The sequence below is a fragment of the Phocaeicola faecium genome (assembly GCF_014837055.1).
GTDB lineage: Bacteria > Bacteroidota > Bacteroidia > Bacteroidales > Bacteroidaceae > Phocaeicola > Phocaeicola gallinarum.
Map to the genome: position 1 here is coordinate 393,947 of NZ_JACSPQ010000001.1, position 13,106 is coordinate 407,052.

The window sequence follows — 13,106 nt, forward strand, 5'->3', positions numbered from 1 at the left end:
ATGGTTATTCTTCCCGTTTGGCTTTCGTGCTTGCGCTTTTCCGCTCCGCTTCCTTACGTGCCGCATCCCAGTCGGCTTTCAGGTAGTAAAGGCGGTTGCCGTGTATGCGCTTTGTCCGTACCCCGTGCGTGAGGGCGAACCTGCGGACTTGGGTCTTGCCCAGCCCGAACAGGCGCATGATGTCGAAGCACGAATACCAATGTTCCGTAAGGTTGTTGCCCAACCGCTCGTCCTCTTCCGCCATCGCCTTGTCCACTTCCGCTTTCGGGAAACATTTGGTGGAGTTGGCTTTGATGCACGGTATTGAGTACCGCATACGGAGGTTGTAAAACCGTCCGTAGGTATAATTGAACTTTTGGCATATCTCCGCCATCGTATAAAGGTCGCCGCCGACACTTTCCCTGTCCGTAAATGTGTCACGAACGGACTGCTTGTAGTTTGCCGCCGGAATGAGCCTCCGTTTGGTCGGGCTGCCCTTTGTTCCTTTCTTCCCCTCTTGTCGGGAAGTGTTGGTTTCTCCTATGTCCTGTCTTTCTTCTTCCATTTTCTTCTTTGTTTTTTTACTCTGCTTTGCGAATAGTGAAACGCTCCGCTTGCAGTAGGTTGTTTCCTTAATCATCAGAAAGAAATCCTCCTTGGTGATTAGCGTGATGTGGTATGTAATCCTGCAAGCCCGTAGCGTACCCTTGTAAATCAGGTTATACACGGTGCGGCTGCTCACTTGCAGTATGTCCGCCACCTCCCCAATGGTGAGGAACGGCTTGTTTGGCATATCCCAACCGAAGTCGGGCTGACCTGTTAATTTGTGTTCATTTTGACGGTCCATCATCGAAGAAATTAAATTGCACATTGTTGAACGCTGTTGCACGCTGCTGAAAGGAAGTCGAACCGTGCGACCCCTCTTGTGAGGTACAACTGTGGTACAAAATTACTCCAATGAGGACTAAACGCCAATAGCCAAAATTCTCGTCTGTTAAAACATATTAGTTGAAAATCAGGTTTTTATAACACTGAATTTTACAAGTGCTTGCTTTTATTTTGTCCTGTTTTTCTCCATGTGGAACGACTTGCCGGAACCTGAAGGACCGATACAGAAGAAGTTGGCATTGTCCGTCATCTTCCTTTTGCCTTCCTTGCCGGTAATGTCGATACAGACAGGCAATCCCTGACGGTCGGTGTAGTATGTAGTCAGCGGTGTATCTTCGGATTCCTTCAGATGCTCCTTGAAGAAAAAGCAAAGTGCAGCATCCGAAAGTGTCAGGAACAGGTCATAGTCCGGGTTGAAAGCATAGCCATTACCGGGAAAACTGTCCATGAAAAGCTCCAGCTGATTGTAGGCTGTTCTTGACGGCATGATGCCGCACTCATACAGCTTTGTCTCCAGAAAGGAAGTTACAGGAGTAACCTTGTCAGGGGGACAGCTCACCAGAATGTTGAAGTTGCAGTACACAAGCATGGTACTGTCAACGGCCAGCCTGTCCAGCACTTCCTCAATGTCAGCCTTGGCAATACGGTTGCTCGGGTCCGGCATGGAACCGTGACGCTTCGCTTTGGCCTGAAGCTTGCGCAGCAACTTCCTCTGTCCCGGTATCTGAATGACCTGGTTGAACACCACACAGTCCGAGTAGGGGACGCCGGTAAGGAAAGAAAGCAGGTCTGTAGCAATTCCGTATCCGTTGATGTTCATCTGCGTGTACGGCTTTACCATGGAAGGCAGGTTTATCTCGTCAATGTCCACCAGCGGATAGGAACGGATGATACGGTCACCTGTCCTGAGATATTCGTCCGAAGCCTTGAAGTTGGTCATCGAGAACGGTCCGTGCCGGAACTGGAATGCCATGAAACGGTGGCAGTACTCGCTGACTTCCTTCTTGCCGAGCTTCCTGTGCCGGATATGCTTTTCCGTCAGAATATCATCTGTCTTTGATACCTTGGAATGGAAGTCAAGCCATCTCTTCGGGTCATACTGGATGAACTGGCTTCTCTGAGCCTCCTGGGTAAGGATAAGAAAAGTCCTTATCTCTGTGAACACCCTTCCCTCGAAGTATCTGAAATAGCTCCTTGTCAGGAACTCCGCATCATCCGGCACGTCATGGTGATATGCCTGTCTGCACAGAATATCCTGCTTCTGCAGTGCATATCCCTCACCGATGGTCTGAAGGATATTGGATAGCACGTCATGAAACAGCATGTACTGTTGCGCATCCGTACAGAGCTGCTGGACCGGATTGGTAATCTCGAAGATAACGGACGGCTCGCCTCTGGCCGAGAACAGCACGACATTGCCGTCCGTCTCCTCCAGCTGCGCATAGAGTCCGTCAAAAATTCTTTTCCTTTTGTGTGCCATACTGTATAAAGTGATTTACTGTTCTTTTCTCAAGCTTCTGTAGATATAGATGCCTCTTGCCCTTTTCTTGTTGTGGAGTCCACCACGCTGTTTGATGTAGATTGTTATCAGTCCCACCAGTGCCATGACCATCATGGCTATGAATCCTGCAATCTTTCCCAAGGCGATTGAGAAACCGATGAAGCCTACGAATGATATGCCTATGGCTGCCGCTGCCAGAGTAAGGAAACGGCCACGTATGCCCATAAACTCCAGCGGTTTCTGCAATCCCTTGAACACAGGGTATCCTTCCTGATTCATTGTCATGCCGGGAAAGGATTACTGGAAGAACAGCGGAAGAGCTTCCGAAAGTGCGATAAATGCGATACAGCCTCCGATGGTAAGCATGATGGTCTTCTTTACGTCCTGGTCTCCATTCTGCATCTTGAAATAGACGTTGAATGCACCGACCAGAACGATAACGGCAGCAATAGCTTTCATCAGGTTCGATACCGGAGTCTGGTAGGAACTGACTTCCTGAGTTGCCTTGGTAAAACCTGCGGCACCCTTGCTTCCTGCCATTGCATTGGATGTGGAAATAACCAGTGCAATTGCCGCCACCACACACTTCTGTCCAAAACTTGAACCGATGAAACGCTCCGTAAGATTCCGGGCATTTTTCTTTATTATCTGCATTTCTGAATAATGTTAAAGGATTTCATCGCCAAAGAAACAGATGTCACTAAAGGAACGGTATATAATATCAGGCGTTCTCACAGCTGAAGATAACGGCACCGAGGTCACTGGTACCGGTCTCTGCCAGTCGGTTTATTTCCTGAATTATATTCTCTACCAGAATGCCGTCAGTCATGATGGCCTCCCGGTAAACGTGTCTGGAAGATTCTGATTGGGATTCAGATTTCTCTTTACCGTCAGAATTATTGCTTTCATTATTTGATTCGGGATTCTCCGTATTGTTCTGTTCTGAACTTTGTTCTTTGGATTCAGGTTCATCCCGGTTTATCCTTATCGGTCTGAAGCTTCGTGCCTCTTCCGATATGTCTATGTCCTCTTCTTTATGGCTGTCCTGCTCGGCATTCTGTGCGGCCTTTACCCTCTGGAAGTCCATGAAAATCATTGCCGCATAGTAGAATACCATTACCACGAAGAGAAGGAATACTATCTGTCCGTACTGCATGGCTGTTGTAATATGATGTTGGAAGGAAGAGCGGAACTGTCCTGCGGAAGCGGAAGGATATGCAGTCCCAGTCTGATACCCCGGCTTTCCAGACGTTCCCTGCGTTCCGTAGTGCCGGTATAATAAATCACGTTGTGTTCCTCACTGATGATGTATCCGTTTGACTTCATGTTGGAGCGTACCCTTACCTTTGCCCTGTTGGAAATAACACGGATACCGGTTATGGGTTCCAGTCCGAAGACGATACGCCGTCTTTCCCTCTTTACCATCTGAGTACGGATACGTGAGGAAATCAGGTGCTTTTCTTCACTGCTGCGTTTCAGTCCGATTGCAGCGGCTATGCGTCCTACACTCATCCGGGTAATGCCGAGAGCTTTCCCTATCTCAGAGAAGGAACACTCCTGGAAATGGTTTCTGATATAGTCGGCACGCTCCATCCATCTGGATTTGGCCATTTTTACAAGTCCAAGCTCACGGGCTTTTAGCTTGACGGTCGATTCGCTCAGGTTGAGAACAGCAGCTGTATAGGCCGTGGTCTCTACCGGATACAGCTCGACCAGAACGGCCAGCATCCTGTCGGTCCAGTCAGTCTTTTTCATATCCTACAGATTATAACTGTTAAACAACGATTTCTTTTCCCTTCTGTATTCTGCCAGACGTGGCAGGTAGGACTTGAAGAATGCCCTTACGATGGCATTCACCAGGTCAGAGCGGCATCTGCCATGTATATCGCAGTCGTCCAGTGAATCAGCAAGGTCACGGTCGAGTTTGCAGACGAGCCTTTCTGTTTTGTCCGTTCCCGAACTGTCCGATTGAAGGAATTCCATGAAGTCATCCCAGCATCCTGTATCCGAAAGGGAAACAGCAGTATCCTTTTCCTGTGCTTCATTATTCTTTTCCTTTTGCTCAACCTGGGTTTCTACGGAATTTTGCGTCAATATAAGTTCTGAATCATTGATGCCTCTTGTCAGGTCATCTATTTCCGGTATATCCTTACTCATAGTGCTATGGTTATTGAAGTTTTACTGATTATTCTAGTTCTTTATTCTGAGTCTCGTTACTGTCCTGTGAAGCTTCATCAGACGGCTGTGCCTTCTTTTTCTTCTTAGGTTTAGGATTCAGATTTTCCGTCAGCTGTATGCCTTTGAGTTCTTTTTCCCTTATCGGTTGAAGTGTATCGAAGATACTCTGATAGACTTTATCAAAGACCGGTGTAACGATAGCGGCCTGCATGTCCAGTGCCGCCATGGTGCTGAACCGTTCCATATCCGCACGTTTGGGAATCTTCGCAGTGACATATCCATAGTTGGAGAAGGTATCCCTTGCATTGTCCCAGATAAGCAGTTCGGAACGCTTGCCGATTCTTCCGTCATTCAGATTGGGAATGATGAAGAGTCTGGCTTTCATCCTTTCACCGACAGCCTTTTTCAGCCGGTCAACAAACATGAGGAAACTGGCCGTGGACGGAACGGTTACCAGGTCATAATGAAATGGAACAATAATAATATCCGAGTTGACGAACATGGGTATCAGCCCTTCCGCCTTCAGACTTCCGGGAGAGTCCATAAGTACAACGTCAATTTCAGGATCATTGTGCAGCTTCTCCATCAGAGAAGTCATCATTGCCTTGTCATTGGCTTCGTATGCCCATACCTCGTATGGCATTTCCTGTTCGCCGTATTTTCTGACGTCTGCTTTTCGACACTTCATGATGGAGTGCTGGAAGTCGCAGTCTATTACCACAACTCTTGCACCCTTCGTCACCAGATAGTTGGCAAAGGTGACGCAAAGGGTAGTCTTTCCGACACCTCCCTTCTGATTGGCAAATGTCACTATAACCGGAGTTTGTATCATTTCAAGTATTGATTGATTTTGTGACAAATGTATTAACTAAGTTTTTTTGGTAAGAAATGTGCAACACATTTGTGATTTGGGATGGATAAACCGGAATATTCAGATAGATGAAATCTGAATCGCATATTTTATTTAACTATAAAAGTTACAATAGTACATTACATTGTACAATAATTGTTTATGTCATATGATTTCGTGTAACAATACTCATACATTGCACAAATATAAACTTGTCACTTTTTGGACATTTAATTAACTTTGTACCAAAAACAAATAACAATGGATAAATTCATTAAAAATCTCATAGAAGGCAATAATTTCCCACCAAAAGGTTCTGTTACTTTCACCTCTTCAGATCACGTAAGATTTCAAAATAATCAAGATATATCTGGCCATAACTATGGAGCAAATAGAAGATTAGTTATAGAAAAAAATATTGAAGATGGAGAAGGATATACCGTCACTATGTTTAACTTGGACGGTATGCACCCTTTGTGGCAGAACAATATACAGATGTCTCCAAAACGTATGCGCATTACTAATGTTAGCGACAATATAGTTCAACTTCGTGGTTATGGGTATGATAGCATGGGGGCTTCATTCGCGGATTATGGTGTAGTTTTACTTATTGAAAATGAGGAAATTATACGTGTTCAATTAAATATGTACGACCGAAACATAAGTATAGTTTATCTAAAATAAAATAATATGGCTGAATTAGATAGAACATTCACGGAAGAATTATTTACAGAGGTACTGGAGTCAACGCCATGTATTATTGTATACTCTCAACAAGCCTTTGAGTGTAGCAAGAATTATCTTAAATCTACAACTCAGACAGCAAAAGAAATTTTCGAATCTATTCTTGGTGTCCATCAATGCAAAATTATTTATAAAGGAAAGACCAAGAAAGACTTTCGAAAATATCAATTTATTATCGAAGAATTGAAGTTATCTATATATGTTACGCCAAGACAAAATCTAACTGAATTCTCGTTAAGCTATATCTCAGACGAAGAATTTGTTGTCCCAACTGATCCCTCTGAATATAAGAGCATGAATCTGAAATTCATGGCTGAAGAATACATAAACCACAATTTTATGGATTTCCTCGATCGCAATGACCTTATGACATCATATCGTGAAATCAAGGATTTCTGTACAAGTCTTCTTTCCTTGAAAGAACCAGTAAGAGAGATAAATAGAGAACAATCTCGAAAAATGTGGAAAGCATATATTGATGGTGAAAGAGCTTTAAATACAGATAAGAAGGAATTATTTATTGTAGAAGAAGTCGGAACCATAGAGAAAGAGCACTATAATAACCGCACGTATAATACATTAACATTAAAAGTTAAAGCTCCAACTCTTCAGGAAAGATTGACTTCAGCTATAAAAAGTGTTCAAGCTACAAAATACCGTAATCCTAATATAGATTTTGTAACAAATAAAAAAGGAGAAATATCATTTGTCGGTTACGTTGATATAACAGAAGAAATTCTTGAAGAGTTATCAAATGTAGCAGCTGATAACTGCTATAAAGTAGCTGAAGATGTAAAGCATATTCTTTCTGGTAGTTTAACACTTAAGTCATCAGAAAATCTTGATGATTTGTTGGAGAGTATAAATTCAAACCTAAATGATTATGATCCGAACTATAGCTATGCAGATGGGGTATATACCTTTAACGATGATAGTGAAGCGTTATATCTAGAAGAATTAATAAAATCTGATTATCCTGAAACATTGACAACTGAACGCAGGACTGTTATAGTCGCATCGTTTAAAAGCAACCAAAATATAGCTTCAATTATATCTGAGATTAAAGAAATGCCAGGAGTGATAGATGTACTTGATTCTGTTAGTGGTCAACTACTTATAAAAACTCAGGGAAAAAGTTATCTTAACTTTAACTCTCAAGCAATACAAAGTATAAGAATTGCTGCTTGCAGAGCTATCTTTACACCTACAGATTTTAGACCAGATGTGCAAATTGAAGGTCTTTCTGTAAGTGGGAATTCATATATTTTTACTTCTAATGATTCTTATTCTTTTTTCAACACTGCATACGAGATGCACCAGAAGGTTATTGCTGCATATGATAATAAGACCTTCATAAAAAAAGAATACGACTATGGCTGTTTTGTTATTCCGAATAAGGGATTGTTGCGTGAAATGCAGTTAAAATTTGTTTCTAACAAACGGATTAGAGTTAAAGCAGCATCAGGATTGGTTGAATTTTATCCAGCTGATTATAACAACTATATAGAATTACTTTCTCAAGTTCGCCAACATTGTGGTGAATCTTTAAGTATTCAAGAACCGGAATATCATCCTTCTGTTGCTATCAAATTATTAAGTGATGATATTAGCTATTGTAAGAAAGTTTATAAGGAGGTAGCGGAAAAAATAACTGAGATTGCTCCTTCTTTTACAGCCTCTTTTGAAAATGATGAAACATGTCAGGTTCTCAATTACACTATTGAGTATACTGAGTTGGAAGAATTAGCTTCATTTCATGATGCTATCAACTCTAGTATAACTTTATACCCATCTTTGCTTACAAATGAATATGATTTAAATGATGAAGGTAAAACTATATTGTCTTTTGAGTTTGACCATCAATTAAATATAAAATTTGAAAAGAATCTTAGAAATGGTTATATAAATGAGAACGTAAATCTCATCAAGGCTAATGAATATGATGCTATTAATGAAGCGATAGATTTGGCATATGAGGAAGAGTATCAGGATTATGATGAAATTAAAGAACTGAGAAATAACAGAACTCAAATGCTGAAAAATGCTTTGAAGCTAGGAAAATGCATTGGAAGAAAACTCAATAGTATTAAATTTGAAATTAGCTCAGAATTTATTGAATACATGGAGGATCGCAATGCCCAAGGACGAGTTGAGAGATTTATACATGTTGGAGACTACTTGCAATTTCCGATGGTTGGCAAATCTTCTGAGTTACAAAGATTGGCCGATTCAATGTTGCGAATTACCAATCCAAACCAGTTCTATCCACATTCAAAAACTAAAAGGATTCCTGCACCTGCTAATCCAAGATTATGTGACTTCCTATTTGATCCTAGATATGCAGGTGAATTTGATGAGAATCTTGAAGAGGTTAAAAAACGAATAACAGAAACAAAAATTGAAAAGTTCCTTAATGATAAGCAATTGGAGGCTGTAGCAAAAGCTGTTTCTGCTCCTGATATTGCAATTATTCAAGGCCCTCCTGGTACAGGTAAGACAACTGTTATTGCAGAGATTATATGGCAACAAATACTTAAGAAACCTGATTCGAAGATTCTTCTAACTTCACAAACTAACCTTGCAGTTGACAATGCTCTTGAAAGATTGCAGGGGCGTAGAGGTATTAGACCTGTACGAATCCAGAATGCATCAACGGAGAAAGAAATCGGAATAGAAGCAAAAAGGTACATGTTGGACTTTATGGAAGATTGGTGTATTAAACCAAGTGCTGAGAATGAAGACAATGGTACAAACATTTGGATAGACTCCATTCTTAAAGGCATGACAGATGATACTAAGTATGCATCTGTTATAAATCAATGGAAGAGGGATCTTACTGTCAGAGATCGCAATACAAGAGAGTATTTCTATGAAGCATATAAGAGTAATGTAAATCTTGTTGCTGCCACTTGTAGTATATGTGGCTCCAAACAACTTCAAGAAATATATAAATATTTGTTTGGTAACAATGAGAATGCTTTTGATGTTGTTATTATGGATGAAGCAAGTAAGGCTACACCATTGGAGATGTCTGTACCTATGGTATGGGGAAAGAAAATCATCATCATAGGTGACCATAAACAGCTTCCACCGATGATGAATGAAAATAACATCATAACATCCTTGAAAAAGGCAAATCAAAAAGTATTGGCAGAAACCATCGAAAGCTTCAAGGAGTCACAATTTGAAATATTATTTAGAACAGCATTCAAACTCAAACCATCAATAGTCGCAACTTTGGATACACAATACCGAATGCATAAAAAGATTATGGATACGATTGGTCATTTCTATAGTGAAGAACTTGAAGAAGGTCTGAAATGTGGACTTGCTGATGAAGACATGGATAATGAACAATATAATGCTAGAGGAAGTCGTTATCATGGACTTACTATTCCTGGGTTTATTGAACCACAAACACATGCTATTTGGGTTAATGTAAATACATATGAAAGCCAGCCGAGTGGCTCTACATCATATGTAAATTACGGTGAACTAGATGCTATTAAAACAGTCATTAAAGCCTTGCAAAAAGCAGACGGTTTCCAAAAGTTTATGGATTCTCAAGAAAAACCAGAAGATAAAGAAATAGGTATAATAACTTTCTATGGAGCACAATATGGTAAAATTAAAGAAATGTACAAGGATGGAAAAATTGACAAGTCACTTCCTTGTAGAATTAATGTAGTGGACAAGTTCCAAGGTATGGAGCGTAACATAATCATAATTTCAACCGTGAGAAGCAATAAAGAGAAACATTACGGATTTGCTGAAGATATTAGACGTATAAATGTCGGTTTCTCTCGTGCAAGAAGACTTCTAATTGTCATTGGGAATAGAGACTTCTTTAGAGAAAATGCTCATTATAAAAAATCAATTGATGAGATGGACCATTTTGATATTAAACAACTTCAACATTTGGTAAGATGAAACAAAATACATATAACAAGGGACGAAACAAAAATTTTACCCCAAAGTCTAAGAAGTTTAAGTCACAACCTCTAAAAGAGGATTTTGACAAAAAGGAAACTATTGAAGAGACGTTGGATCAACGCCTCAATAATGTCATTGATAAAAATAAAGCAATATCTGAACTCATTATCGGATATATACCATATACTATTAAGTTTGTAGCTCAGTTATATAAAGGAGTTACAAACAAACCGGAAAAAATTTCAGCATTTGAGAAAGCCATTGTTGGAATAATTAGTATTGACGGACAAACATCACTTTCCAATATTGGCAAAATATTAGGATTGGATATAGAGCATGACATTGCTGAACAAAAGATGATTCGTAATGCTATTGACTCTATGATTCGATACAATCTTGTGACGGGTGATGAGTCCGCATATTTTATCACGGAACAGGGACAAGAATTTGCCGCTCATGGTGAGAGAATGAAATCATTTAGTTCCGATTTTGAACTTTGGTATTTAAATAATAATCATTCTTTTGCCGGTTTACGTGACTGTATCTCATCTGATGATATTCAACTTATCAATGAATCAGATTTTTTAAAAGAGGAAGAATCTTTAACCCCTCTAAGCTTTGAAGAAATAAAAGCGCTTTCTGAAATACAAGCATCAAATATGCAGAGTTCAAAGGAAAGATTTATTCTTCAGAATGCAACCCCACAAAATCATAATTTTTATAAGTACGAATTGATAGTTTGTTTTGTTCAGAGCATTAGAACAAAACAAGTCAGGGCTATTGTTTATGACGATGTAACACAGAGTGTTTTGCCTCAGTTATCTCAATTAATTGAAGATGATGAAGATTTAAAACAGACTTTGTTTTCCCAAATGCTTCAAGCTGCAAGTGAGAGTGAAGACCTTACGATTTACAATGATTTAGACCTTGCCAAGTCTGATCCTTTGGTAAAGGAAGATGTAGCAAATATTATTACAGCAGAAAAGAAACTTATTGAGCAAGAGGATAAGCAATCTATAGCAAATGAAGAAAATAAAAAGGCAGAGGAAATTAATTCTAATGATCTTTCAGAAAGGCTTCATAAACGTGCATTATATGATACTATTGCATTTGAATCCGAATTGCATAATATTTTCCAAACTGACAAACCTGATGAAATATGGTTATCCAGTCCATGGGTAGCAGATGGTACATTTATGCGCAACAGACTTCCTTTAATCAAGAATTATCTTAAACAAGGAGGTAAAGTGTTCATATCTTACTCTGCTCCAGACGAAGGGCTTGACAGCCACAAGGATAAGATGGTAGGAAGCCAATCCCAAAAAGCACTTGAAACTTTAGAAACTGAATACAGTAAACAGTTCTTTCATGTTGAGCTTCCTGCATTCCATAAGAAGAATGTTATTGAAGTAAAAAATGGTCAATGTGTATTGTTTACAGGAAGTTTTAACGTTCTATCATTTTCTGTGACATCTAAAAATATCACTCATGTTAGAACAGAAGAGATGTGTCTTGCTCATTATCAAGCTGCAATTAATCAATATCTTTTATCAAAGAAACAATTTGCAGAAAAGTACATTGAAAAAGCATTGCAAGAGATTTCCATATTGCCTTCTGCCGATGTACAAAACTACAAAAATGAGAGAATTGAGTATTTTAGAAAAGATGCTAACCTTGAGGAATTATTTATTGATTACGACAATATTCTTGAGGAACGTAGAACTATGGCAAAATCAGACCTGCTTACAAAAGAGATAGAGGCATTAAAAAATGAAATTGAAAGCAAAATGTCAAATGGCCTATCTCAAAAAGAGGTTGGTTTTTATAGGGCAAAATTGTTTAAATTATCATCTGCAGGCAATGGCTCTATCATAAGTGATGATATTCAAAATGTAATTATTCACTTGCAGAAGCTAATTAATTCATCCACAATGAAGTCAAAGGTGAATAATGCAAGTGATTCATATAAACCCAAAAAGAAAAATGATGCAGGTAATACAGAATCCTATGATAAGATTTTATCTTTAACAATGTCCTTCTATGAATTAGAGCCTACAGATTCAATATCTATTATAAAACATCTCACAGCTCTCTTTTACTTGTCGTTATCCGATAATGCTATAAAAGCAAATATTGGGGACAAGTGGAAGGATAAGTTGATTGCTTTATTGAGCAGCTCAGAATTAAGGAAACTATTCAAATACAATATATTAAAAGATAAACAAGAAGGAGCTTCTCGTGTATTTATAGCTATAGATGAAAAGTTGTATGCTTTTTATAATATCAGATTGGGTAATAAATTGGTAAAGCAATTGTTTCCAGATAAAATCTTTTTGAATAAAGATGATTACCATAATCCATTAAAAAATATTGAAGAATTGTTATTTTCGTTATAATTATGTCAAGATTTGAATCATCTAGGTTTGTACGAAACCCTCAAATAATGAATGCTAATGTTTTAATGGCTGCATGTGAGACGTTAGGATGGAAGTATTCTTTGCAAAACAATATATTATTGGTTACTGAAGTTGGAAATGATTCTAACTTCAATGGTGAGTTTGCCTTGAGATTAGATGTGTCAACTAACGAGGTTACTTACAATACTTATTATATGCCAAATGCACATGTAAAAGTAGAAGAATTAAAGGAAAAGTTTCAAGAGCTCAATGCTGAATACTCGAAAAATGCTTTAATCTCTGAATTTGAAAAAAACGGATTTACCTATAGATCGAATTATACTTTTACACCTACAGAAGAAGAAAGGTTTAGTTTTTATATGGAGGCAAAATCGTATGACCCACTAGAAGATGAACCTTTTGCCTCTATTAAATTTACTATACTAAAAGACGGGACCATTATAACAGATTCTGACTATTTACCAAATGATGTAAACGAAAAGGCTCATGAAGCTATGGATATATTGGAGCAACATTTAGGTAACAAACGTGTAATGACAAAAAAGCCTGTTCCTGCCAAATATTTAAGTAAAATGAAGCCTCGTAGAACAATTAATTTAAATCAAAATTCATAATA

11 protein-coding genes and 1 pseudogene are annotated in these 13,106 nt (G+C 38.9%); 4 read left to right on the plus strand and 8 right to left on the minus strand.

Features of this window, described 5'->3' with window-relative positions; all coding sequences use genetic code 11:
• Positions 1–4: 4 nt before the first annotated feature.
• From H9626_RS01705 to H9626_RS01740, 8 genes and pseudogenes are all read right to left on the minus strand, one after another.
• Positions 5–826 carry a helix-turn-helix domain-containing protein gene (locus H9626_RS01705; protein WP_149874217.1) on the minus strand — a complete coding sequence of 274 codons (822 nt, stop codon included), beginning with the start codon at positions 824–826 and terminating at the stop codon, positions 5–7.
• Positions 827–1,054: 228 nt separating this feature from the next.
• Positions 1,055–2,347: pseudogene (locus H9626_RS01710) on the minus strand (TraG/VirB4 family ATPase); the annotation flags it as partial.
• A gap of 15 nt (positions 2,348–2,362) precedes the next feature.
• On the minus strand, positions 2,363–2,653 hold the full coding sequence (locus H9626_RS01715; RefSeq protein WP_057249735.1) for a hypothetical protein: 291 nt from the start codon (positions 2,651–2,653) through the stop codon (positions 2,363–2,365).
• 12 nt (positions 2,654–2,665) lie between these two features.
• Positions 2,666–3,022: a DUF4134 domain-containing protein gene (locus H9626_RS01720; RefSeq protein WP_130053930.1), complete on the minus strand. Its 357-nt coding sequence runs from the start codon at positions 3,020–3,022 to the stop codon at positions 2,666–2,668.
• A gap of 67 nt (positions 3,023–3,089) precedes the next feature.
• Complete coding sequence (locus tag H9626_RS01725) at positions 3,090–3,524, minus strand: hypothetical protein (RefSeq protein WP_191709350.1); 435 nt, start codon at positions 3,522–3,524, stop codon at positions 3,090–3,092.
• Positions 3,506–4,123: a MarR family transcriptional regulator gene (locus tag H9626_RS01730; RefSeq protein WP_191709351.1), complete on the minus strand. Its 618-nt coding sequence runs from the start codon at positions 4,121–4,123 to the stop codon at positions 3,506–3,508. The genes H9626_RS01725 and H9626_RS01730 overlap by 19 nt, the downstream gene beginning before the upstream one ends.
• Positions 4,124–4,126: 3 nt before the next feature.
• Positions 4,127–4,525: a hypothetical protein gene (locus H9626_RS01735; protein ID WP_191709352.1), complete on the minus strand. Its 399-nt coding sequence runs from the start codon at positions 4,523–4,525 to the stop codon at positions 4,127–4,129.
• A gap of 28 nt (positions 4,526–4,553) precedes the next feature.
• On the minus strand, positions 4,554–5,378 hold the full coding sequence (locus H9626_RS01740; protein ID WP_191709353.1) for a ParA family protein: 825 nt from the start codon (positions 5,376–5,378) through the stop codon (positions 4,554–4,556).
• 279 nt (positions 5,379–5,657) lie between these two features.
• Between H9626_RS01740 and H9626_RS01745 the strand changes: the two genes are divergently transcribed.
• From H9626_RS01745 to H9626_RS01760, 4 genes are read left to right on the plus strand one after another with little or no spacing between them, the layout of a single operon-like run.
• Entirely contained in the window at positions 5,658–6,080 is a 423-nt protein-coding gene (locus H9626_RS01745) for a hypothetical protein (RefSeq protein WP_005837648.1), read from the plus strand.
• A gap of 6 nt (positions 6,081–6,086) precedes the next feature.
• Positions 6,087–10,070, plus strand: a complete 3,984-nt coding sequence (locus H9626_RS01750) for an AAA domain-containing protein (protein WP_191709354.1) — start codon at positions 6,087–6,089, stop codon at positions 10,068–10,070.
• A complete protein-coding gene (locus H9626_RS01755; protein ID WP_191709355.1) occupies positions 10,067–12,469 on the plus strand; it encodes a phospholipase D-like domain-containing protein in 2,403 nt (800 codons plus the stop codon). The genes H9626_RS01750 and H9626_RS01755 overlap by 4 nt, the downstream gene beginning before the upstream one ends.
• Positions 12,470–12,516: 47 nt before the next feature.
• Positions 12,517–13,104, plus strand: a complete 588-nt coding sequence (locus H9626_RS01760; protein WP_191709841.1) for a hypothetical protein — start codon at positions 12,517–12,519, stop codon at positions 13,102–13,104.
• The last annotated feature ends 2 nt before the right edge of the window (positions 13,105–13,106 follow it).

Bases quoted from the DNA above. Each gene is read 5' to 3' on its own strand.
- H9626_RS01760 (WP_191709841.1), top strand. From the start codon at position 12,517: ATGAATGCTAATGTTTTAATGGCTGCATGTGAGACGTTAGGATGGAAG.
- H9626_RS01720 (WP_130053930.1), bottom strand. From the start codon at position 3,022: ATGCAGATAATAAAGAAAAATGCCCGGAATCTTACGGAGCGTTTCATC.
- H9626_RS01745 (WP_005837648.1), top strand. From the start codon at position 5,658: ATGGATAAATTCATTAAAAATCTCATAGAAGGCAATAATTTCCCACCA.
- H9626_RS01705 (WP_149874217.1), bottom strand. From the start codon at position 826: ATGGACCGTCAAAATGAACACAAATTAACAGGTCAGCCCGACTTCGGT.
- H9626_RS01740 (WP_191709353.1), bottom strand. From the start codon at position 5,378: ATGATACAAACTCCGGTTATAGTGACATTTGCCAATCAGAAGGGAGGT.
- H9626_RS01750 (WP_191709354.1), top strand. From the start codon at position 6,087: ATGGCTGAATTAGATAGAACATTCACGGAAGAATTATTTACAGAGGTA.
- H9626_RS01755 (WP_191709355.1), top strand. From the start codon at position 10,067: ATGAAACAAAATACATATAACAAGGGACGAAACAAAAATTTTACCCCA.
- H9626_RS01730 (WP_191709351.1), bottom strand. From the start codon at position 4,123: ATGAAAAAGACTGACTGGACCGACAGGATGCTGGCCGTTCTGGTCGAG.
- H9626_RS01725 (WP_191709350.1), bottom strand. From the start codon at position 3,524: ATGCAGTACGGACAGATAGTATTCCTTCTCTTCGTGGTAATGGTATTC.
- H9626_RS01715 (WP_057249735.1), bottom strand. From the start codon at position 2,653: ATGACAATGAATCAGGAAGGATACCCTGTGTTCAAGGGATTGCAGAAA.
- H9626_RS01735 (WP_191709352.1), bottom strand. From the start codon at position 4,525: ATGAGTAAGGATATACCGGAAATAGATGACCTGACAAGAGGCATCAAT.